Origin of the sequence: Amycolatopsis iheyensis (assembly GCF_024703995.1) — a bacterium.
Lineage (GTDB): Bacteria > Actinomycetota > Actinomycetes > Mycobacteriales > Pseudonocardiaceae > Amycolatopsis > Amycolatopsis iheyensis.
Window position 1 is genome coordinate 157,757 of record NZ_JAMXQV010000022.1, and the last position, 20,257, is coordinate 178,013.

A 20,257-nucleotide genomic window follows, 5' to 3' on the forward strand; every position below is an offset into this window, starting at 1 on the left:
CGCGTGTACCTCGCCACCATCGGCCGCCGGGAGCACACCGCGAAAGGCAAGCTCTCGGCGGTCGGCGCGAACGTTTTCGCGCTCGGCGCCGTCAGCCTGGTCACCGACGTCTCCTCGGAGATGGTCACCGCGATCCTGCCGGTGTACCTGGTGCTCGGCCTGCACCTGAGCCCGGCCGCCTACGGCCTGGTCGACGGCCTCTACACCGGTGCGACGGCGTTGCTGCGGGTCGCCGGCGGGTACGTCGCCGACCGGGTCCGCCGCCGCAAGGTCGTGGCCGGCGCGGGGTACGCGCTGTCCGCGGTGATGAAGCTCGGCCTGCTCGCGGCCGGGTCTTCGGCGGCCGCGATCGGCGCGGTGATCACCCTCGACCGTGCCGGCAAGGGCCTGCGGACGGCGCCGCGGGACGCGCTGATCACCCTGTCGACGCCGGAACCGCTGCTCGGGCGGGCATTCGGGGTGCACCGCGCGATGGACAGCGTGGGGGCCTTCGCCGGCCCGCTGGTCGCGCTCGCCGTGCTGGCCGCGGTCGGCGCGACGAACCCCGAGGCGTTCGACGCGGTGTTCGTCGTCAGCTTCTGCGTTGCCGCGATCGCGGTGCTGCTGCTGGTGTTGTTCGTCCGCGACCACCGGACGCCGAAACCCGCGGCGAACCCGGTCTCGCCCCGGGCCGCGGCCAGCCTGCTGCGCGGCGCCGGTGTGCGCCGCCTGCTCGTGGCCGCGAGCGTGCTCGGGCTGGCCACGGTCGGCGACGGGTTCGTCTACCTGCTGCTGCAGCACAAGGAGGACATCGCCACCGGCTGGTTCCCGCTGCTGGCGGTCGGCACCAACCTCAGCTACCTGCTGCTCGCCGCGCCGCTGGGCGCGCTCGCCGACCGCGTCGGCCGGCTGCCGGTGGTGCTCGGCGGCTACGGCGCGCTGGCGCTCGTCTACCTGCTGCTGGCCGGGCCGGTGTCCGGCTGGCCGCTGTTCGTCCTGGCGTTGGCGTTGTACGGCGCGTTCTACGCGGCGACCGACGGCGTGCTGATGGCGCTCGCCGGCCCGCTGCTGCCGGAGTCGTTGCGCACCACGGGGATTTCCCTGGTGCAGACGGCGCAAGCGCTGGCGTACTTCGCCTCGTCCGTCCTCTTCGGACTGGCCTGGCAGTTCTTCGGCGCGGAGCTCGCGATCGGCGTCGCCGCCGGTGCGGCAGTGGTCGCGATCGCCGTGACGTTCACCGTGCTCTCCCCCAGGAAGGTCGCGTGAAGACCCGGATTCTCGTCGCCGTCGCCGGCGTGCTCGTGCTGGCCGGGGCGGCCGTCGCGTACGTCGGTCTCGCCAGCGCGCGCGGCCACGACGTCACCGCGACCGGCGTGGTCAGCCTGTCCCCCGGGCCGCGGCTGCTGTTCCGCAGCACCGCCGACGCCGACCGCGGGCACGTCGCCACGGTGTCCACCACCGACCCCGCCGGCCCGCGGACGGTGTCGCCGCTGGCCTGCTCCCGCGTCTACGCCGCCGGCGGCGCCGGGCTCTGCCTGCGCCCGGACGGCGACCTGACCACCTACCAGCTGGTGGTGCTCGACGCGCAGCTGACGTCGAAGCGGGAGATCCCGCTGGTCGGGCTGCCGAACCGGGCACGGGTGTCGGCGAGCGGCCGGATGCTCGCCTGGACGGTGTTCGTCACCGGGGACTCCTACAACGGCGGGATGTTCTCCACCCGCGCCGGCATCCTCGACACGGCGACCGGCGACCTGGCCGGCACCCTCGAGGACTACGCGGTGACCCTCGACGGCAAGCCGTACCAGGCGGCCGACCTCAACTTCTGGGGCGTCACGTTCGCCCGCGACGACCGCCACTTCTACGCGACGATGTCGACGGCCGGCCACCGCTACCTCGTCGCGGGCGACTTCGCCGCGCACACGATCGCCGCGCTGCGCGAGAACGTCGAGTGCCCTTCCCTCTCCCCGGACCAGACGCGGGTGGCGTTCAAGTCCGCTGTGGACGGTGACCCGGCGAAGGGCTGGCGGCTTTCGGTGCTCGACCTGGCGGCCGCGAAGGTGACGCCGCTGGCCGAGACCCGCAGCGTCGACGACCAGCCGGCCTGGCTCGACGACCACACGATCGGCTACGGCATGCCCCGCGGGCCGGGCCACTCGGACGTCTGGGCGGTCCCGGCCGACGGCTCGGGCGCGGCCCGGCTGCTGATCCCGGAGGCCGAGTCGCCCGCCGCGCTCAGCGACGCTCGTACCGGGTGATGAGCACGCCCGTCGTGGTCGGGACGCTGCTGGTGAGCGTGAACTCGGTCAGCGGCGCCGGTCCTTCGAACAGGCGCCGGCCCGTGCCGAGGGTCAGCGGGTGGATCAGCAGCGTGTAGTGGTCGACCAGGCCGGCGGCGTGCAGGGAGCGCACGAGCGAGGCGCTGCCGATTACCGACAGGTCCTTGCCCGGCCGCGCCAGCAGCTCGCCGACCGTCTTCTCGGCGTCGCCGCGCAGGAGCACCGAGTTCTGCCACGCGTCGGCGTCGTCGAGGGCGGTCGAGGCGACGTACTTCGTGGCGGCGTTCATGTGCGTGGTGAAGGGGTTGCCGTCGTCGCGGTGCGCCCACGCGCCGATGAAGTCCTCCCAGGTCCGCCGCCCGAAGAGCATGTCGCCGGCGCGGCTCATGCCCTTGGCCATCTCCCGGGCCATGACGTCGTCGGAATAGCCGGTGCCCCAGCCGCCGTGGGTGAAGCCGCCGCGCGTGTCTTCGTCGGGCCGGCCGAGGCCCTGCACGACGCCGTCGAGGGTGACGCTCATGGTGACGCCGATCGAACGCATGGGGTGTCCTTCCGCTCCGCGGGCCGTCCGGGTGGCCCGTCGCCGCCTACACGAACGACGGGCCCCCGGATCGACAGCGGCCTTCAGTCCCCGTCGATCAGATGCTTCGCGAGCACCGGGCTGAACGTGCCGGCCGGGATGCCCGTGCCGTAGCCGCAGCTGCCGTCGGAGTCGCCGGGGACCTTGATCCACAGCTGCATCTCCGGCCCGCCGCCGAGCTGGGACGTCGCGCCGAGCTTGCGCTTCGGCGGGTTGCACCAGTCGGAGTCGGTGCCGTGGCCCTTGCCGTTGCGGCTGGTGTCGACCACGAACGGCGCCGCGTAGCCCAGCGCGGAGCCGACGGCCTTGCCGTAGGTCGTCGACTCGGCGGTGGTGTAGAAGTTCGACACGTTGAGCACGAAGCCGTGGATGGACTGCACACCCACCGACTTCAGCCGCGAAGCCATCACGGGCGCCGAGATCCAGGTGGCGTTGCCGCCGTCCAGATAGGCCCAGGTGTTGGGTGCCTTCTGGGCGAACTGGGTCGCGGCGTACTTCAGCAGGTCGATCCGGTCCTGGCGGGCGGTCCCGGTCAGGCAGTCGAGCTGCGCGAGCGCGTCCGGCTCGATGACGACGACGGCCGGCTTGCCGCCGATGCCGTCGGCGAACGCGGAGATCCAGTCGCGGTAGGCCTGCGGGCTGCCCGCCCCGCCGGTCGACTCGCCACCGCAGTCGCGGCCGGGGATGTTGTAGGCGACCAGGACGGGCAGCTTGTCGGCGATGTCGGCGGCGTAGGTGTACTGGTCGACGGCGGCGCGGATGTCGCCGCTCCAGTTCCCGAACCAGCGGGCGCCGGGCTTGGTCGCGATCGACGTCCGGATCGGGCCGGCCAGGCTGTCGTCCGGGTGGTCACGGACCCACGTCGCCGGGTTCGAGCCCGGGTCGACGTAGAAGCCGTTCGTCTTCTCCAGGGGGTTGCCGTCCGCGGCGAGGGCCGGGGACGCGGGGGCGAGGCCGGTGAGCGCCAGCGCGGCGGCCACGAGCCAGGGCGAAATGCGCATTCGGCGAGTTTGCCGCGACGGCGTACACGAGACGTACAAGAACAAAAGTGAACCGGATGCCACGGGTGCCCGTACTACTGGGTGAGGGGCTCGTCAGTCTTACCCGAAAACGGCTCCTGACCTGCGGTTCAACGTCCGGACGGGCGACCGTCGTTCGGCCGCTTGCGGGAGTGTTGCCCGTCGTTCATGATGGGGTTCCGGGGTCCGCGAAACATTCGTTCACGTCGAATACCCAGGTGTCGGCCATGCTTCGGAAGAACCGCAAGTCCGGAAGTGAAAGCCATGCTGCTATCCGCCGACGGGGCCACCTGATGGCCGCCGCGGACCTGCCCGGCCTCGCCATCGTCGCGGGCCTGCTGCTGCCGGCGGTCGCCGCCGCGGCGTGGGCGATCGCGCTCGAACGACGCCCCCGCGCGGCCCCGGCCGTGCCGGAGGTGGACCCGGAGCCGGACTGGACGGTCGCCGGCATCCAGGCCCGCCTCCGTTTCGAGCAGGCCGCGCGAAGGCTGGCCGAGGCGGGCACGATCGCGCTCCCGACGCTCCCGATCCCGGAGCAGCCGGACCGGAACTCCTCCCCGGACCGGCTGCCGTGGCGGGTGCCGCGCACGGTGCCACCGGCGCGCCCGCCGTCGGGTCGCGTTCTCGTGCCGAGGCTGGCGTTCGCGGCCCCGGACACGGAGCTGATGCGCCGCATCCTCGACGGCCTGCGCCGGATGGACTGACCCGCGCCTCAGCCGAGCGAGCAGGACCTCGCCAGCTCCGCGGGTGTCGCCCCAGCCGGGCGCGCGATCGTCCCCGAAGCCGGCGGACGCACCCCGCGCGTCCAGCCGGCGAGGGCGTCGAACGCCGTCCGGAAGCACGGACCCAGCGGGCGCAGGCGGTCCGGATACTGGTCGACGAGCCCGTCGACGTGGTTGCCGTCCACGATCCGGTAGTACCGGTGCAGCGAGCCACGCCCCGCGGCGCTGATCATCCGGTCGTAGACGTCGGAGTCGCGGGTGATCGGCAGCAGCGTGTCGAGCGTGCCGTGCAGGGTCAGCAGCGGCTTGCCGATCCGGCCGGTCAGCGAGATCCGCTCCACCGCCCGCGCCACCGAGGCCGGCCGGGACGAGTACGCGTAGTCCGCGTCGCAGGACGGCGTTCCCGAGGCGCAGAACGGGACCCCCGCCGAGAGCGAGCCGTCAAAGGCCGGGTCGACCTCTTCGCGGTAGATCCGCTGGGTCAGGTCCCAGTACACGCGATAGTGGTAGTCCCACAGGAACTCCGACCCCGGGGCGAACCCGGCGTCCAAAATGGACTGGCGTGCCGCCGCGGAACCCGCCGCGTAGGCCGGGTAGTTCCGCAGGGCCGGTGGCAGGAACGTGAACAAGTTCGGCCCATCGGCACGCCACAGCGTCCCCTCCCAGTCGACTCCCCCGTCGTAGAGCCACGGCCGGTTCTCCAGCTGCCACCGCACGAGGTAGCCGCCGTTGGACAGCCCGGCGGCCAGCGTCCGCGCCGGCGGCCGGCCGTAGTGCCGCGCCACCGCGCCGCGCGCGGCCACCGTCAGCTGCGTGACGCGCGTGTTCCATTCCGCGAGCGCGTCACCCGGCCGGCCGCCGTCGTCGAAGAACGCCGCGCCGGTGTTGCCCTTGTCCGTCGCGGCGAACGCATAACCTTCGGCCAGCGCCTGGTCGCCGATCGCGCGGTCGTTCGCGTACTGCCGCCGCACGCCCGGCGAGCCGGCGACGACCAGGCCGCCGTTCCAGCGCGCGGGCAACCGGAGCACGAACTGCGAGTCGTGGTTCCAGCCGTTGTTCGTGTTCGCCGTCGACGTGTCCGGGAAGTAGCCGTCGACCTGCACGCCGGGCACCCGGCCGTAGGTGGGCAGCCCGGCCGAGGTCAGGCCCGCCCAGTCGGCCTCGACGGTGTGCCCGGACGCGCGCGTGCCGGTCGTCGTCAGGTCGTCCAGGCACACGGCGACCTGACGCTCCGCCCCGGGCACGTCGGCCCGGCACCGCCCGGCCGAAGCCGACGCCGACGCGGGCACCGCTGTCGCGAGCGCGCCCGCCAGAACCACAACCAGCCATCTGCGCACGGTTCACCTCCGGTCTCGATAGAATAGAACCCAAGCGCGTGCGTCCCGCGGCAGCCATCCCGGCGGCCACCATGAATCGCCGCCCTGATGTGGTGAGCGGCCACATGGTCCGAACCAGGCGGGCGACCTAGCGTCGCTGGAAACCCTCTCAACGACGAGAAGGACTCCCCATGCGCAAGCTCGCCTTCGCCGGACTCGCCGCGATCACCGCCGCCGCGCTCACCACCGCCGGGATGGCCTCGGCCGCCGACCCGCCCGCGGCGTCCCTGGTCCAGGTCTCGAACTTCGGCGCCAACCCCGGCGCCCTCGCGATGTACACCTACACGCCGTCCGGGCTCGAGTCCGGCCGGCCGGTGGTCGTCGCGCTGCACGGCTGCACCCAGAGCGCCAGTGACTACTACACGCACTCCGGCTGGCCGGCGCTGGCCGACAAGTGGCGGTTCGAGGTGGTGTTCCCCCAGCAGTCGACCGCGAACAACTCGCTGAAGTGCTTCAACTGGTTCTCCACCGCCGACGACACCCGCGGCAACGGCGAAGCCGCGTCGGTCAAGTCCATGGTGGACAAGGCCATCGGCGACCACGGCTCGGATCGCTCGCGGGTGTTCATCACGGGCCTCTCGGCCGGTGGCGGGATGACCGCGGACCTCCTGGCCGCCTACCCCGACGTCTTCGCCGGCGGTGGCATCGACGCCGGGCTGCCCGCGCAGTGCGCCACGAGCGTCACCGAGGCGACGAACTGCCAGCAGAACAACCAGAACCTCACCCCGGCGCAGTGGGCGTCGAAGGCCAAGGCCCAGTTCCCCGGCTACGGCGGGCCGTGGCCGCGCGTCGCGATCTGGCAGGGCACCGGCGACTACACGGTCTACCCGGTCAACGGCACCGAGCTGCGGGACCAGTGGACCGCGGTGCACGGCGTCTCGCAGACGCCGACGAGCACGCAGTCCCTGCCGGGCAGCACCACGTTGACGAACTACGGCGACAAGGTCCAGCTGTACTCGATCGCCGGCATGGGGCACGGCACGGCGGTCGACCCGGGTACCGGCGCGACGCAGTGCGGCAGCACCGGCGCGTACTTCCTCGCGGGCATCTGCTCCAGCTACTACACGGGCGTGTTCTGGGGGCTGGACAAGGGATCCGGGACCACGCCGACCACCACGACGACGGCGCCGCCCACGACCACCACCACCCAGCCGCCGGGCACGTGCGTGAACGCCAGCAACTACGCCCACACCCAGGCCGGCCGCGCGCACCAGAGCGGCGGGCAGACCTACGCGAACGGCTCCAACCAGGCGATGGGCCTGTGGAACACGTTCACGAGCCACGCGCTGCGCGAGACGTCACCCGGTTACTGGGTGCTCGCCGACGGGCAGTGCTGAAGCGTGGTGCCGGCCGGGCCGCACCTCCTCAGTTCACCAGCCCGGCCAGCAACACCGCGGTCAGCCGGCGCACCGCCACCGGCGCTTCACCACGCGGCAGCGCACGCACCGACGTCAACGCCATGAGCGCGATCCGCACGTCTTCGACCGAGATCCCCGGCTTCAGGACGCCGTCGGCGCCGGCCCGCTCGACCAGCCGCGTGAACGCGTCGGTGTGTTCGCGGCGCAGGGCGGCGTAGGCCGGACGCGCCAGCATCGCGTCGGTGAGCGGTCCTTCGCCCACCTGCCACTCGCCGAAGCGGTGGAACGTCCGGGACAGCGCGCGCCGGCTGTCCGGGTCGTCGAGTGCGGCCGCCAGCTGCTGTCCGCAGGCCTCGGCCCGCCGGGCGAACACGGCGTCGACGAGGTCTTCACGGGACGGGAAGTGCCGGTGCACCGTCGCGGGCGCCAGGCCCGCGCGCCGGGCGATCTCCCGCACCGGCAGGTCCGTGCCGTGCCGGGCGAACGCCTGGTGCGCCACCGCGACGAGGTGCCGCCGGTTGCGTTCGGCGTCGGCGCGCCGGTTCCGAGTCACTTCACCGAGCATGGCTCTCACTTCCCCGCTCCTCGCCGGTGATCACTCCTAGCGTAAGCGTCCTCAGGTCGTCGGAGCTTCCCTGGAGTGAGCGTGTTCGCAGTCCGGTTCGAACGGTTCGGCCCGCCCGAAGTCCTTGCCCGCGGCGAGCTCCCGGAGCCGCACGCCAGCCCCGGCCAGGTCCGGATCCGCGTGCGGACGGCCGGGGTTTCGCCGGTGGACCTGGCGATCCGTGCCGGGAAGTCGCGGATCTCCCTGCCGCACATCCCCGGCGTCGACGCCGCGGGGGTCGTGGACGAAGCCGGTCCTGGTGCGGCGGTCGGCGACGAGATCTTCGGCGCGGTGGACGTCGCCCGGCTCGGCGGGGCGACCGCGGAGTTCGCCGTGCTCGCCTTCTGGGCCGCGAAACCGCCGGCCATGCCGTGGGCGCAGGCGGGCGCGGCGGCGTCCGGGATCGAGACGGCGACCCGCGCACTCGACCTGCTCGACGTCCGCGAGGGCATGACGGTGCTGGTCGACGGCGCGTCCGGCGGGGTCGGCAGCCTTGCCGTCGGCCTGGCGCTCGCACGCGGCGCCCGGGTCATCGGGACGGCCGCGCCGGGGAACCAGGAGTTCGTCGAAAGCCTCGGCGCGACACCGGTTCCGTACGGTACGGGGTTCCTGTCCCGCGTGGGCCCGGTCGACGCGGCGCTCGACGTCGCGGGGAAGGGCTCGCTGCCGGCGCTGATCGAGGTGACGGGGAGGCCGTCGGCGGTGGTGACACTCGCAGACTTCAACGGCCCGGCGCACGGAGTCCGTGTGTCGGTCGGCGAGCTGGGCGGGGAGCCGGACGGGCGGCACGGGCTCGCGGCCGCGGCCGATCTCTTCACCGCGGGCCGGTTCCGCGTGCCGGTGGAGGCGGTGTTCACGGACGCTGCCGCCGCGCACAGGGCAGCCGAAAGCGGGCCGCGGCGGGGAAAGATCGTCGTGGCGCTCAGCGAGTAGTCGCCCGCACCGTCGCCTTCCACTCCGCCACCCGAACCGGACCCCGATCCCCCAGCGCGATCAGCGCGCAGTCCCGGCCCTGGTCGAACAGCGACTGCGCCACAGTCGTGAGCCCGGCGCGTTCGGCGGCCGGCCCGTCGTCCCAGCCGCTGACCGCGACATCCTCCGGCACCCGCAGCCCACGACGGCGCGCGGCGTCCAGCACCGCGAACGCGAGCTGGTCGCTCATCGCCATCACCGCGTCCGGCCCGGTGTCGAGCAACGCGTCCACGATCTCCGCGGCTTCCGAGCGGTCGTTGCGCGCCGCCACGGCCACCAGGACCTCGCTCGGGCCGAGGTGGTCGTAGATCCCGAGCAGCCGCGCCCGCGTGACCGGGAACGCCACCTCCTCCGGCGCGGGCCGGGTTTCGAGCCGTGGCCGGCGGTCGCGGTCGAACGGGAAGCTCAGCACGGCCGGCCGGGCGGAGCCGGCGAACGTGCGGGCGGCCAGTTCCCGCGCCGACGCCCGGTTGTCGATGCTGACCACCCGGGCGCCGTCCACGGCCGGCCCGCCCTGGATCGCGACCGGCTTCCCGAGCCCACGCACGACATCGAGCACCGGGTCCGTGTCGACGGTCGTCCACACGATGTAGCCGTCGACCGACGCCGACCGCACGCGCTCGACGTCGTCGTCGGCGCCGGTGGTCGGGATGAGGTTCAGCCCGCTCCCGCGCTCGCGGCAGACCTGGGCGACGCCGGCCAGGAAGCGGCGGGCCGGCGGGTCTTCGAAGGCGTACGCGAGGTGTTCGCCGAGCACGACGCCGATCGCGCCGTTGTGCCGCCGCCGCAGGGACCGCGCGGTCGGGTCCGGCCCGCGGTAGCCCAGCTCGGCGGCCACCTCGCGGACCCGGCGCCGGGTCTCGGGCGCGACGCGGTCGGGCTGGTTGTAGCAGTACGACACGGTCATCGCCGAGACCCCGCAACGACGGGCGACGTCGGCCATCGTGGGCCTGGACATCCGCCCACCCTAGCTGTGTATCGTTAAACAATGCTCGTCGAGCCCCGCACCAGGCTCGCGCTGGGAGCGCTCAGCGCGGCCTGCTTCGTGTCCGTGACCTCGGAAAACCTGCCCGTGGCGCTGCTGCCGCAGCTCGCGTCCGGGCTCGACGCGCCGGAGTCGGCCATCGGCTTGCTGATGACCGGCTACGCACTGGTCGTGGCGGTCTCGGTGGTGCCGCTGGTGACGGTGACGGGCCGCTGGGACCGCCGCACGACGGCGCTCGTCACGATCGCGCTGATCGTGGTGTCCAACGTCGTGCTCGCCGTCGCGCCGAACTACGGCGTCGCGGTGGTCGCGCGGGTGGTCGCGGCGGTCGGGCACGGCGTGTTCTGGTCGGTCGTCGCGTCGATGGCCGCGCGGCTGCTCGGCCCCGGCCGGGGCGGCCGCGCGACGGCGGTCGTGTTCGCCGGGAACTCCCTGGCTTTCCTGTTCGGGCTCTCGGTGAGCTCGTGGCTCGGCACGACCCTCGGCTGGCGGCTCGCGGTCCTGGCGGTGGCGGCCGCCGCGGCGGTGACGGCGCTGGTCATCCGCGTGACCGTCGCCCCGATGCCCGCTCATGCGCCGGCTCGCGGGCCGAGGATCGTCGCCGACCGCGCGTTGCTCCCGGTCAACGTGACGACGCTGCTCGTCGTGACCGGGCACTTCGCCGCGTTCACCTACATCACGGCGCTGATCACGCGATACGTCCACGTGACGGGCCCGGCGACCTCGGCGGTGCTGTTCGCCCACGGCACGGCGGGCCTGCTCGGGCTGGTGCTGATCGGCCGGCACATCGACCACCACCCGCGCCCGACGGCGCTGGTCACGACGGCCGGCCTGGCGGTGTGCATGCTCGCGCTGCTGGTGTCCCCGAGCCCGCTCGTCGCGGGGACGGCGATCGTGGTGTGGGCGGGTCCGGCGGCGGGGATCGGAGTGGTGCTGCAGGCGGCGGTGCTCCGGGTGGCGAAGGACCGGCCGGACCTGGCGTCGGCAGTGTACATCGTGGCGTTCCAGGTCGGCATCGCACTGGGCGCGGCGCTGGGCGGCTGGAGCCTGGACGCGGGCCTGCTCCCGGTGGCGGTGCTCATCGCGACGGCCGGCGGCCTGACGTCGGCGCTCGTGGTGTGGCGCGCGAAGGCGTTCGCCTCACCCGCCTAACCGGTGCACCCGCAGCGCCAGCTGGATCTCCAGCGCCCGGTCCGGCGCCTGCCAGTCCTCCCCCAGCAGCGACGCCACCCGCTCCAGCCGCTGCACCACCGTGTTGACGTGGACGTGCAGCACGTCCTTCGTCCGCGCCAGCTGTGCCCCGCAGCCGAAGTACGCCCGCAGCGTCGCCACCAGTTCCGTGCCGCGGCGCGCGTCGTAGTCCAGCACCGGTCCCAGCGTCTGCCGGACGAACGCGTCCAGGTCCGCGTGGTCGCCGAGCAGCTGGCCGAGGAAGCCGAGTCCCGCCATCGCCGCGCCTTCGCCAGTGCGCCCGAGCGCCAGCAACGCCCGCACGCACCGTGCCGCTTCCCCGTGGGCCGCGGCGATCGCCGACGGGCCGCTCGCCGGGCCGGCCGCGCCCACCGTGACCGGACGGCCCGTCGCCGAACCGAGGTCGGCGGCCACCCGCCGGGCCAGCTCGTCCGGGTCGCCCGTGCCCAGCAGCACGACTTCCTCCGCGTGCACCCCGACCAGCGTCGCGTGCCGGGCGGCCGCGCCCGCCACGCGCCGCCGCGACGCGCCGTCCGCGTGGGCGACCAGCACCGCGTGCGGCGCCGACAGGTCGATCCCCAGCCGGCGGCCGCGGGCCAGCAACGCGCGCGGGTTGCGGTCGGGCGCCGAAAGCAGGTCGGTCAGCAGCTCGCCGCGCACCTCGTCTTCCGCGCGCACCACCGAGCGCCGCAGCATCAGCAGCAACGCCGTCACGACGCCGGCGCGTTCGAACAGCCGCCGGTCGGGGTCGGTGAGGCCGTCGCGGCCGGCCAGCACCAGGCTGCCCAGCAGCTCCGGACCGGCCTGCACCGCGCACACCCAGCTGTCCATAGTGGACACTGCGCGGCCGCCGCGGGCCACCGCGAGGGCCGCCGGGTCCAGTCGTGTCGGGTGCGCCGAGCTCGCCAGGAGCGTGCCGTCGGCGTCGTACACCGTGAGGTCGCCGTGCAGCACCCCGGCGACCGCGGCCGCGACATCGGGCAGGTCGCCCCCGCGCAGCACCAGGTCGGTCAGCCGGTCGTGCGCGTCCTGGGCGCGTTCCATCGACTCGGTGTGCGCGCGGATCGTCGCGTTGGCCTCGTTGAGCTCCGCGACGGCGCGGCGGGTCTGGTCGAGCAGGTTCGCACTGTCGAGGGCGATCGCCGCGTGGTCGGCGAGCGACGACAGCAGCGCCACCTCGTCCGCCGAGAAGTCCCGCGTGCCGCGGTCCGACGCGAACAGGACGCCGAGCACCTTCGGGCCGATGGCCAGCGGGACGCCGAGGATCGCGGTCAGGCCCTCGTCCTGGACGCCGGAGTCGATGTGGCGGGTGTGCTTGAACCGGTCGTCGTGGAAGTAGTCGGCCGTCGCGTACGGCCGCGCGGTCTGCGCCACCAGCCCGCCGAGCCCCTCGCCCATGCCCAGCACGATCTGCTGGAACTCCGCCGACACCGAACCGTCGCTGACCCGGACGTAGGTCTTGTTCTCGGCCTCGTCGTTCAGCGACAGGTACGAGACGTCGACGTTCAGCAACGCCCGCGCCCGCCGGACGATCGAGCGCAACACGGTGTCCGGATCGGACAGTGCGGCGAGCTCGCTCGCGGTGTCGAACAACGCGCCGAGCTGGGCTTCGCGCCGCCGGTGCTCTTCCAGGGTCTCGCGGATCCGCAGGGCCAGCTCGCCCGCGCCGGCCAGCTCGGCGAGGTCGGCGGCGCCGAGCGCGCCCTCGGCCCGCGCGGTCACGACGACGTGCGCCAGCTGCTCGCTGCTCGCCCCGGAGGCGAGCAGGTCGAGCAGCCGGCGCAGCGCGTCCGTGGGTGCGGTCACGGCCGTCATGTTAGGGCGAAACGGCCGCCGTCTCCGCCTGGACGTCGTCGTCGTGCAGCGACTCGCCGCGCGTCTCGCGGGCCGCCAGCAGCGCGATCACCGTGAGCACGCACATCGCCGCGACGTACAGCGACACCGGGACGGTGCTGCCCCAGGCCGAGAACAACGCGACGGCGATCAGCGGCGCGACGGCCCCGGCGGCGATCGAGGACAGCTGCCCGCCGACCGAAAGCCCGGTGTAGCGCACCCGGGTCGGGAACTGCTCGGCGAAGAAGGCGGCCTGCGGGCCGTACATCGCGCCGTGCAGCAGCAGCCCGACGGTCGCGGCCAGCACGATCACCGCCGTCGACTTCGTGTCCAGCAGCGCGAAGAACGCGAAGCCCCACAGGGCCATCCCGATCGCGCCGAACAGGTACACCGGACGGCGTCCGACGCGGTCCGACAGCGCGCCCCACAGCGGGATCGTCACGAAGTGCACGGCCGAGCCGATGAGGACGGCGCTCAGGCCGACGCCCTTCGGCAGGTGCAGCCCGGTCGTGACGTACACCAGGATGAACGCGGTGATCACGTAGTACGAGACGTTCTCGGCCATCCGCGCGCCGATCGTGATCAGCACCTGGCGCCAGCTGTCGCGGAAGACCTCCACGACCGGCACGTGCTTCTCGGTGTGCGCGGCCGCCTGCTCCTGGGCGGCGAGGAACACCGGCGACTCGGAGACGGCGAGCCGGATCCACAGCCCGATCAGCAGCAGCACACCCGAGAGCAGGAACGGCACCCGCCAGCCCCACGACATGAACGTCGCGTCGGACTGCGTGGCCGACAGGATCGCCAGCACCGCGGTGGCCAGCAGGTTGCCGCCGGGCGCGCCGCACTGCGGCCAGCTCGCCCAGAAGCCGCGGCGGCGGTCGTCACCGTGCTCGGAGACGATCAGGACCGCGCCACCCCACTCGCCGCCCAGCGCGAAGCCTTGGACGAGCCGGAGCAGCGTGAGCAGGATCGGCGCCGCGACGCCGGCGCTCGCGAACGTCGGCAGGACGCCCATCAGGCAGGTCGAGCCGCCCATCATGACCAGGCTGACGACCAGCAGTTTCTTGCGGCCGAGCCGGTCGCCGTAGTGGCCGAAGACCAGGCCGCCGATCGGGCGGGCGAGGAACCCGACGGCGTAGGTCAGGAACGCCAGCAGCGTGCCGGTCAGCGGGCTCGCCGTCGGGAAGAACAGCTTGTTGAACACGAGGGCGGCGGCCGAGGTGTAGAGGAAGAAGTCGTACCACTCGATGGTGGTGCCGATCAGGCTCGCGCCGACGATCTTGGCGATCGCCGACCGCTGGGGTTGGCTCACTGGGGGCTCCACTTCCTTGTGGGTTTTCAGGCGGCTGTCCAGCCACCGTCGAGCGGGATGGACGCCCCGGTGACGTGGCCGGCGTGCGGCGAGCACAGCCACGTCACCAGGGAAGCGACGTCGTCGGCTTCGATGAGCTTCTTGATCGCGGCACGCTTGAGGAGGACTTTCGAGACGACGTCCTCGCGCGGGATGTCGTGCTCGGCGGCCTGCGCGTCGATCTGGTTGTCCACCAACGGGGTCCGGACGTAGCCGGGGTTCACGCAGTTGCTGGTGACCCCGTGCTCGGCGCCTTCGAGGGCGGCGACCTTGGAGAGGCCTTCGAGGCCGTGCTTGGCGGCGACGTAGGCGGCCTTGTAGGGCGACGCGCGCAGCCCGTGGACGCTCGACATGTTCACGATCCGCCCCCAGCCCTTGGCGTACATCGACGGCAAGGTGTGCCGGATGAGCAGGAAGGGCGCGGTGACCATCAGCGCCTGGATGCGCGCGAAGTCGCCGGGCGGGAAGTCCTGGATCGGCGCGACGTGCTGGATCCCGGCGTTGTTGACCAGGACGTCGACCTCGGTAGGCAGGCGGTCGATGGTGGCGGGGTCGGCGAGGTCGGCAGTGTGCGCCCAGCCCCCGACCTCGGTGGCGGCGGCTTCGGCCCGCTCGCCGTCGAGGTCGACGACGTGCACCTTGGCCCCGGCCGCGGCGAGTGCGCGGACGCAGGCCAGGCCGATACCGCCGGCCCCGCCGGTGACGAGGGCGGTGCGCCCGTCCAGATCGCTGGTCATGGACGGGAACGGTAAGCGTGACGCCCGTCGCGGGCTATGTGCGCGAGAGCTACAGCTTGCGAAGATCCGGTGGTGACGGGCTACACAGGGAGGTTAGGAGGGAGACCCACGATCGGGTGGAGATTTCGAGGGTGCCGCCGGCCCGGTCCTTGGTGTCCCGAATCCGGGACACAGGTCCGAGCGCCACCTCCACGCAGTTGTCTTTGCCTGAATAGCGGGAAGTCCGCCACTCACCCATCCGAGCCTCCGAGGTCGGCGATCACCTCCCCGATGAGCACGCGGCTGTCGTGTTCACTGAGGGCCAGCGCCGCCAAAGTTCCGGCAGCCGCCCGGTAGTCGGCGACCTGATCGTCAGCGTAGAGGTAGGCACTCGCCCGGTATTGCTCCACGAACACGATGGGCGGCAGCTGCTCGAAGTCGAGGATCACGAACGGTCCGCACAGTCCCGGATGGCAGACCGGGCTGCCGCGGAGCACCCGCAGCGAGATGTTCGGCCGCCGCGACAGCTCGAGCAGGAGCCGGAGCTGCTCCGCCATGGGCGCGGGCTCGACGAAACCCGGCCGCAAGACCGCCTCGCCCACGATCGCCGCGAACGGGATCGGGTGCGGTCCGGTGAGCAGGCCTCGCCGCGCCTGCCGGCTCACCGCCTGCCGCTCAATCATCTCGCCGGGCACACCAAGACCGGTCAGCACCACTCGCGTGTAGGCCGGCGTCTGGAGCAGACCGGGAACCAGCACCGGCTCCCAGCCGAACAACTCGCGTGCCTCGCGCTCGTACTGCACGTACGTGAAGTTCTTGCGTCCCGGCATCACCTTCTCCAGCCAGCTGGGCTCGGCCGCCGTGCGCGCCAGCTCCAGCAACCTCGCCCGCTCCCCCGGCTCGACGACCAGCGCCCCCATCACGAGCGCCACCTGCTCGACCCGCGGCACCCGCTTCGCGTACTCCCAGCTGGACACCTCCTGCGCGTGCACCCCAATGACCCGCGCCAGCTCGCGCACGCCGAGCTCCCGCTCCTCCCGGCACTTGCGCAGCCCGAAGCCGAGCGCTCTCGCCCGGGGTGTCGCGAAGGGTGTCGCCATGAGCGCATTCTGTCACCGGGGTCCGACAGTTCCGGCGTCCGCGCGCTCGCCGCTGTCGCGGATCCGCGACATCTCCACGTAGTGCACGTTGGTCATGACGCCGAGGATGTTGCCGAACGGGTCGAGCACCGACGCCGTCACGAAGCCCGGTCCGCGTTCGATGATCGGCTCGTGCTCCACGGCCCCCAGCTCCACCAGCCGCGCGACGGTCGCCGCCAGGTCGTCGACGTGCCAATAGAGGATTGCGCCGCCGCGCTCGGCCGGGCCGTACTTGCCGTCGACGATCCCCAGTTCGTGCTGGTGGTCGCCGATCCGGAACTCCGCGTACCCCGGGCGGCAGAAGTACGGCTCGATCCCCAGGAACTCCGTGTACCAGGCCTTCGCGGCCTCGTGGTCGTCGGCGAAGTACGAAACCGTGGCCATTCCTCGCAGCATGTCCTGCTCCTCTCGACTGGGTCTGGCGCCATCATGCGGAGTCAAAGTGCTCATCGAGTGCGCACTTTGTTTGCCACACTTGCCCCATGCGCGCCGACCGTCTCGTGGCCACCCTCCTGCTGATGCAGACCCGCGGCCGCGTCACGGCCGGTGAGCTGGCCGCCGAGCTGGAGGTCTCCGTCGCGACGGCCCGCCGCGACCTCGAAGCCCTCTCGACAGCCGGGGTGCCGGTCTACCCGCAGCCGGGCCGCGGCGGTGGCTGGCAGCTCGTCGGCGGCGCCCGCACCGACCTTTCCGGCCTGAGCGCGCGCGAAGCCCAGGCCCTCTTCCTCCTGGCCGGACCGGCCGCGGCCGCCGCTCCCGAGGTCAAGTCCGCGCTGCGCAAGCTGATGGGCGCCCTGCCGGGCACCTTCCGCGCGGACGCCGAGGCCGCCGCCAGTGCGGTGGTCGTCGACCAGGCGGGCTGGGGCGAGCGTCCGAAGTCCCGGCCGCCGATGGTCGAACTGCTCCGCGACGCCGTCATCGCCCGCCGGCGCGTGCGCCTCACGTACGCGGGGCGCGAACGGCTGGCCGACCCGTGGGGCCTGGTCGACAAGGACGATGTCTGGTACCTCGTCGCCGGCACGGACAAGGGCCGCCGGACGTTCCGCGTCGACCGGATCAGCGCCGCGGCCGCGATGGAAGCCGCCGCGGACCGGCCGTCGGACCTGGAACTGGCCTCGGTGTGGGAAGAAGTCGTCGAAGAGATGGAGAAGCGCCGTTCACTGCTCGCCGCGGACGTCGTGCTCGAGCGCCGGCACTACGGCGTGCTGCGCGACCGGTTCGGCCGGCACTGCGAACTCGTCGCCGAGCTGCCGGACGACCGCGTCCGCGCGCGGGTGGCCGCACCGGCGCCGCTCATGATCGCGCAGGAGCTCGCCGGGTGGGGCGCGCTCGTCGACGTGGAAGGGCCAGCTTCCGTACGGGCCGAGCTGGCACGGCTGGGCGCGGAGCTCGTCACCCGTTATAGCCACCAAAGTCCGGAATGACCCATTCGAGTGCGCCTGCCTCTTCAACGCGTGTTCAACGGAGTTCCCGCCGTTCTTGACCGGGCTCACCCATCCGGCGCGGAGACCGGACTGCCGTTATGCTCGGTGAACGCTGTTAATCACTCCACAGTGGACACTAGGAAGACCTACTGCGAGTGTCCGTTACTCTCCGGTATCTGGCCGTTCGGAGTATCCGTGATCACCCGTTTGCTGCTAATGTGACGTCTCCGTGACCTGAACGTGTGTTCGGTACACCTCGGCGAGGGCAGACGATGCGTGACGATGTGGTCGAGGCGAGTGCGGTGGTCGGGCACACGCCGGACGTGGTGTGGCAGATCGTCGGATCGCCGGAGTGGTATTCGCGGTTCGTGCCCGAAATAAGCTGGTGCGAGATCCAGGAGCCGCCCGCGCGCGGCCGCGGGCCGAAGGGCTTCGTCCGGATCGTGCCCGAGCGCGGGCCGATGCTGGAGTCCCAGGTCCAGGCCGTCGTGTTCCGGCCGGGCGAACACGTGGTGTGGTGCGGTGTCCCGGACGACGGCACGTGGGTCTCCCTCGAGCTGAGACCGCTGGCCGGCGGGCGGACCGAGCTGTTCGTCCGGATGATGCTGCCGCCGGCGCACCTGGATCTGGTGTCGTCGATCAAGAAGGACATCCGCGCCGTCGCCCGGCGCCTCGACCTGCACCTGGCCGGGCAGTCCGACCCCGAAGCCGACCGCGACGGCAACAAGGCCACCAAGCTGCGCACGACGAGTGTCCTGCTGCGCGCGGGTGTGCTGAGCGCCGGCCGCCCGGACAAGCTGGCCCGCCAGCTGAACTCCCTCGCGCAGTGGGGCGCCACGATCGCGGGCGGCTACCAGGCCGCCGCCGCGCGCGTCCCCGACGAACCCGCGCTGCACGACGAGCGCAACCTCCGCACGTTCCGCCAGGTCCAGGAGCGCAGCGACCGGCTCGCGAACGGGCTGAGCGAGCTCGGCGTCGGCGAACGCGACCGGATCGCGCTGATGTGCCGCAACCACGCCGCGATGGTCGAGTCGTTCGTCGCGGCCAGCAAGCTCGGCGCCGACCTGATCCTGCTCAACACCGGCCTGTCCGCGGCCTCGGTCAAGGACGTCCTCGCCGAGCACCAGCCGGCCGCGGTGCTGGCCGACGACGAGTTCGCGCAGACCATCGCGAACGTCCCTGGCGAGTTCGCCCGGATCAGCACCTGGCCGGACGCCGAAACCGGCTACCCGACCGTCGACGAGCTGATCCACGCCGCGCCGGCCGACCCGCCGAAGCCGGTCGACCGGCCGGGCCGCGTGGTCGTGCTGACGTCCGGGACCTCCGGGACGCCGAAGGGCGCGCGCCGGCCCACGCCCAAGGGCCTGGGCTCGGCCGCGGCGATCCTCGACCGCATCCCGCTGCGCTCCGGCGACCGGATCCTGGTGGCGGCGCCGCTGTTCCACAGCTGGGGCCTCGCGGCGATGCAGATCGGCATGGCGCTGCGCGCGTCGCTCGCGCTGATCCGCAAGTTCGACGCCGAGGAGACGTTGCGGGCGATCGCCGAGCAGAAGTGCGACGCGTTGTTCGCGGTGCCGATCATGCTGCAGCGCATCATGGATCTGCCCGAGCGGGTCCGGGCGCGCTACGACCTTTCGTCGCTGCGGATCGTCGCGAGCAGCGGTTCGGCGATGTCCGGGGCGTTCGTCACGCAGTTCATGGACACCTTCGGCGACGTCCTCTACAACTTCTACGGCTCGACCGAGGTGTCGTGGGCGAGCATCGCCGCCCCGGCCGACCTGCGCGCGGCGCCGACCACGGCCGGCCGTTGCCCGCTCGGGACTCGGGTGGCGATCCTCGACGAGGAGCGCAAACCCGTCTCCCCCGGCGGTGAGGGTCAGATCTTCGTCGCCAACGACATGCTGTTCGACGGCTACACGAACGGCACGGACCCGGCGCGCGCGGCGGACCTGATGGCCACCGGCGACGTGGGCTACCTCGACGCGGCGGGCCGGCTGTTCGTCACCGGCCGCGCCGACGAGATGATCGTTTCCGGTGGGGAGAACGTCTTCCCGCGTCCGGTCGAGGAGGCGCTGGTGGCGCTGCCCGGCGTGCACGACGCGGCGGTGGTCGGCGTGGCGGACGCGGAGTGGGGCCAGCGGCTGGCGGCCTACGTCGTCCCGCGGCGCGGCGCTTCGCTGCACGCCGAGGACATCCGCGCCTACATCCACCAGCGGCTGGCGCGGTTCGCCGTGCCGCGGGACGTGTACTTCGTGCCGGACCTGCCCCGCAACGCGACGGGCAAGATCCTCAAGCGTCTCCTGCACGACGACACCTGGCCGGCGACCAGCGAGTACTGATGCCCGAGCACACGCCCGACGGCCGGTACATCATCGTGGACGGCCGCCGTTGGCGTGCAACGGATCCCGAGATCCCCGACGACGTCCGTGACCGCCTGCAGAAGCACCTGATGGCGGCCAGGCGCGTGCAAGACCGCGGGCGCACGCAGACGGCGAAGGTGGCGTTGGGCGAACGCGGCGAACCGTGGTGGGAGCAGACGTCCGCGCAACGGCGTGCGCGGTGGGAGTCCGGGCTCGCCGAGCTGGATCAGCCCACCGGCTGACGCAGCGCCCCAATGAGGTTTTCTCAGTAGCGGCCCTGGTGCTCAAACTGGGTGAGGACCAGGGCCGCTTGCACGATCGCGCCGATGCGGTGGGGGCAGAGGCTGACGTGGCGGAGGGCTCGCCAGCGGG

General features: G+C 72.6%; 20 protein-coding genes. 9 read left to right on the forward strand and 11 right to left on the reverse strand.

Annotation, left to right across the window (positions count from 1 at the left end; translation table 11 throughout):
* Positions 1 to 3: 3 nt before the first annotated feature.
* Together M8542_RS35065 and M8542_RS35070 are read left to right on the forward strand one after the other, a co-directional pair.
* Positions 4 to 1,245, forward strand: a complete 1,242-nt coding sequence (locus M8542_RS35065; RefSeq protein WP_257924616.1) for an MFS transporter — start codon at positions 4 to 6, stop codon at positions 1,243 to 1,245.
* Complete coding sequence (locus M8542_RS35070; RefSeq protein ID WP_257924617.1) at positions 1,242 to 2,234, forward strand: TolB-like translocation protein; 993 nt, start codon at positions 1,242 to 1,244, stop codon at positions 2,232 to 2,234. The genes M8542_RS35065 and M8542_RS35070 overlap by 4 nt, the downstream gene beginning before the upstream one ends.
* On the opposite strand, the gene M8542_RS35075 is transcribed toward M8542_RS35070, so the two are convergent.
* Positions 2,212 to 2,796 carry a dihydrofolate reductase family protein gene (locus M8542_RS35075; protein WP_257924618.1) on the reverse strand — a complete coding sequence of 195 codons (585 nt, stop codon included), beginning with the start codon at positions 2,794 to 2,796 and terminating at the stop codon, positions 2,212 to 2,214. The two genes, M8542_RS35070 and M8542_RS35075, sit on opposite strands and share 23 nt — an antisense overlap.
* An 83-nt stretch (positions 2,797 to 2,879) precedes the next feature.
* A complete protein-coding gene (locus M8542_RS35080) occupies positions 2,880 to 3,836 on the reverse strand; it encodes a glycoside hydrolase family 6 protein (RefSeq protein WP_257924619.1) in 957 nt (318 codons plus the stop codon).
* A 311-nt stretch (positions 3,837 to 4,147) separates the two neighbouring features.
* On the opposite strand from M8542_RS35080, the gene M8542_RS35085 reads away from it, so the two are divergent.
* On the forward strand, positions 4,148 to 4,558 hold the full coding sequence (locus M8542_RS35085; protein ID WP_257924620.1) for a hypothetical protein: 411 nt from the start codon (positions 4,148 to 4,150) through the stop codon (positions 4,556 to 4,558).
* Positions 4,559 to 4,566: 8 nt separating this feature from the next.
* Here M8542_RS35085 and M8542_RS35090 read toward each other — a convergent pair whose 3' ends face one another.
* Positions 4,567 to 5,895, reverse strand: a complete 1,329-nt coding sequence (locus M8542_RS35090) for a 3-hydroxybutyrate oligomer hydrolase family protein (protein ID WP_257924638.1) — start codon at positions 5,893 to 5,895, stop codon at positions 4,567 to 4,569.
* Between the two features lie 188 nt (positions 5,896 to 6,083).
* On the opposite strand from M8542_RS35090, the gene M8542_RS35095 reads away from it, so the two are divergent.
* A complete protein-coding gene (locus tag M8542_RS35095) occupies positions 6,084 to 7,289 on the forward strand; it encodes an extracellular catalytic domain type 1 short-chain-length polyhydroxyalkanoate depolymerase (protein WP_257924621.1) in 1,206 nt (401 codons plus the stop codon).
* A gap of 28 nt (positions 7,290 to 7,317) precedes the next feature.
* Here the strand turns inward: M8542_RS35095 and M8542_RS35100 are convergent, their stop codons facing one another.
* Complete coding sequence (locus tag M8542_RS35100) at positions 7,318 to 7,863, reverse strand: TetR/AcrR family transcriptional regulator (protein ID WP_257924622.1); 546 nt, start codon at positions 7,861 to 7,863, stop codon at positions 7,318 to 7,320.
* Between the two features lie 93 nt (positions 7,864 to 7,956).
* Between M8542_RS35100 and M8542_RS35105 the strand changes: the two genes are divergently transcribed.
* Positions 7,957 to 8,847, forward strand: a complete 891-nt coding sequence (locus tag M8542_RS35105; RefSeq protein WP_257924639.1) for an NADP-dependent oxidoreductase — start codon at positions 7,957 to 7,959, stop codon at positions 8,845 to 8,847.
* Here M8542_RS35105 and M8542_RS35110 read toward each other — a convergent pair.
* Complete coding sequence (locus tag M8542_RS35110) at positions 8,837 to 9,844, reverse strand: LacI family DNA-binding transcriptional regulator (RefSeq protein ID WP_257924623.1); 1,008 nt, start codon at positions 9,842 to 9,844, stop codon at positions 8,837 to 8,839. The genes M8542_RS35105 and M8542_RS35110 overlap by 11 nt on opposite strands.
* A gap of 30 nt (positions 9,845 to 9,874) precedes the next feature.
* Between M8542_RS35110 and M8542_RS35115 the strand changes: the two genes are divergently transcribed.
* Positions 9,875 to 11,023, forward strand: coding sequence for an MFS transporter (locus M8542_RS35115; protein ID WP_257924624.1), 1,149 nt, complete (start codon positions 9,875 to 9,877; stop codon positions 11,021 to 11,023).
* Here M8542_RS35115 and M8542_RS35120 read toward each other — a convergent pair.
* Genes M8542_RS35120 through M8542_RS35145 form a run of 6 tightly spaced genes read right to left on the reverse strand, consistent with a single transcriptional unit; the run spans position 11,012 to position 16,497 of the window.
* A complete protein-coding gene (locus tag M8542_RS35120; protein ID WP_257924625.1) occupies positions 11,012 to 12,877 on the reverse strand; it encodes a helix-turn-helix domain-containing protein in 1,866 nt (621 codons plus the stop codon). The two genes, M8542_RS35115 and M8542_RS35120, sit on opposite strands and share 12 nt — an antisense overlap.
* Position 12,878: 1 nt before the next feature.
* The gene (locus M8542_RS35125; RefSeq protein WP_257924626.1) at positions 12,879 to 14,207 is read right to left on the reverse strand and encodes an MFS transporter; all 1,329 of its coding nucleotides are present in this window, start codon (positions 14,205 to 14,207) and stop codon (positions 12,879 to 12,881) included.
* Positions 14,208 to 14,233: 26 nt separating this feature from the next.
* Complete coding sequence (locus M8542_RS35130; protein WP_257924627.1) at positions 14,234 to 14,983, reverse strand: 3-hydroxybutyrate dehydrogenase; 750 nt, start codon at positions 14,981 to 14,983, stop codon at positions 14,234 to 14,236.
* A 49-nt stretch (positions 14,984 to 15,032) separates the two neighbouring features.
* Entirely contained in the window at positions 15,033 to 15,221 is a 189-nt protein-coding gene (locus tag M8542_RS35135) for a DUF397 domain-containing protein (protein ID WP_257924628.1), read from the reverse strand.
* Positions 15,214 to 16,062 carry a helix-turn-helix domain-containing protein gene (locus M8542_RS35140; protein ID WP_257924629.1) on the reverse strand — a complete coding sequence of 283 codons (849 nt, stop codon included), beginning with the start codon at positions 16,060 to 16,062 and terminating at the stop codon, positions 15,214 to 15,216. The genes M8542_RS35135 and M8542_RS35140 overlap by 8 nt, the downstream gene beginning before the upstream one ends.
* Positions 16,063 to 16,074: 12 nt before the next feature.
* Complete coding sequence (locus M8542_RS35145; RefSeq protein WP_257924630.1) at positions 16,075 to 16,497, reverse strand: VOC family protein; 423 nt, start codon at positions 16,495 to 16,497, stop codon at positions 16,075 to 16,077.
* An 86-nt stretch (positions 16,498 to 16,583) separates the two neighbouring features.
* Here M8542_RS35145 and M8542_RS35150 point away from each other — a divergent pair, with 86 nt between their 5' ends.
* From M8542_RS35150 to M8542_RS35160, 3 genes are all read left to right on the forward strand, one after another.
* A complete protein-coding gene (locus M8542_RS35150) occupies positions 16,584 to 17,525 on the forward strand; it encodes a helix-turn-helix transcriptional regulator (protein ID WP_257924631.1) in 942 nt (313 codons plus the stop codon).
* A 272-nt stretch (positions 17,526 to 17,797) separates the two neighbouring features.
* On the forward strand, positions 17,798 to 19,864 hold the full coding sequence (locus M8542_RS35155; protein ID WP_257924632.1) for an AMP-binding protein: 2,067 nt from the start codon (positions 17,798 to 17,800) through the stop codon (positions 19,862 to 19,864).
* Positions 19,864 to 20,127, forward strand: coding sequence for a hypothetical protein (locus tag M8542_RS35160; protein ID WP_257924633.1), 264 nt, complete (start codon positions 19,864 to 19,866; stop codon positions 20,125 to 20,127). The genes M8542_RS35155 and M8542_RS35160 overlap by 1 nt, the downstream gene beginning before the upstream one ends.
* Positions 20,128 to 20,257 lie beyond the last annotated feature (130 nt).

Excerpts from the sequence above, each read along its gene's own strand:
- M8542_RS35095 (WP_257924621.1), top strand. The coding sequence starts at position 6,084 with ATGCGCAAGCTCGCCTTCGCCGGACTCGCCGCGATCACCGCCGCCGCG.
- M8542_RS35140 (WP_257924629.1), bottom strand. The coding sequence starts at position 16,062 with ATGGCGACACCCTTCGCGACACCCCGGGCGAGAGCGCTCGGCTTCGGG.
- M8542_RS35135 (WP_257924628.1), bottom strand. The coding sequence starts at position 15,221 with ATGGGTGAGTGGCGGACTTCCCGCTATTCAGGCAAAGACAACTGCGTG.
- M8542_RS35150 (WP_257924631.1), top strand. The coding sequence starts at position 16,584 with ATGCGCGCCGACCGTCTCGTGGCCACCCTCCTGCTGATGCAGACCCGC.
- M8542_RS35115 (WP_257924624.1), top strand. The coding sequence starts at position 9,875 with ATGCTCGTCGAGCCCCGCACCAGGCTCGCGCTGGGAGCGCTCAGCGCG.
- M8542_RS35110 (WP_257924623.1), bottom strand. The coding sequence starts at position 9,844 with ATGTCCAGGCCCACGATGGCCGACGTCGCCCGTCGTTGCGGGGTCTCG.
- M8542_RS35085 (WP_257924620.1), top strand. The coding sequence starts at position 4,148 with ATGGCCGCCGCGGACCTGCCCGGCCTCGCCATCGTCGCGGGCCTGCTG.
- M8542_RS35080 (WP_257924619.1), bottom strand. The coding sequence starts at position 3,836 with ATGCGCATTTCGCCCTGGCTCGTGGCCGCCGCGCTGGCGCTCACCGGC.
- M8542_RS35120 (WP_257924625.1), bottom strand. The coding sequence starts at position 12,877 with ATGACGGCCGTGACCGCACCCACGGACGCGCTGCGCCGGCTGCTCGAC.
- M8542_RS35160 (WP_257924633.1), top strand. The coding sequence starts at position 19,864 with ATGCCCGAGCACACGCCCGACGGCCGGTACATCATCGTGGACGGCCGC.
- M8542_RS35155 (WP_257924632.1), top strand. The coding sequence starts at position 17,798 with ATGCGTGACGATGTGGTCGAGGCGAGTGCGGTGGTCGGGCACACGCCG.
- M8542_RS35075 (WP_257924618.1), bottom strand. The coding sequence starts at position 2,796 with ATGCGTTCGATCGGCGTCACCATGAGCGTCACCCTCGACGGCGTCGTG.
- M8542_RS35145 (WP_257924630.1), bottom strand. The coding sequence starts at position 16,497 with ATGCTGCGAGGAATGGCCACGGTTTCGTACTTCGCCGACGACCACGAG.
- M8542_RS35130 (WP_257924627.1), bottom strand. The coding sequence starts at position 14,983 with ATGACCAGCGATCTGGACGGGCGCACCGCCCTCGTCACCGGCGGGGCC.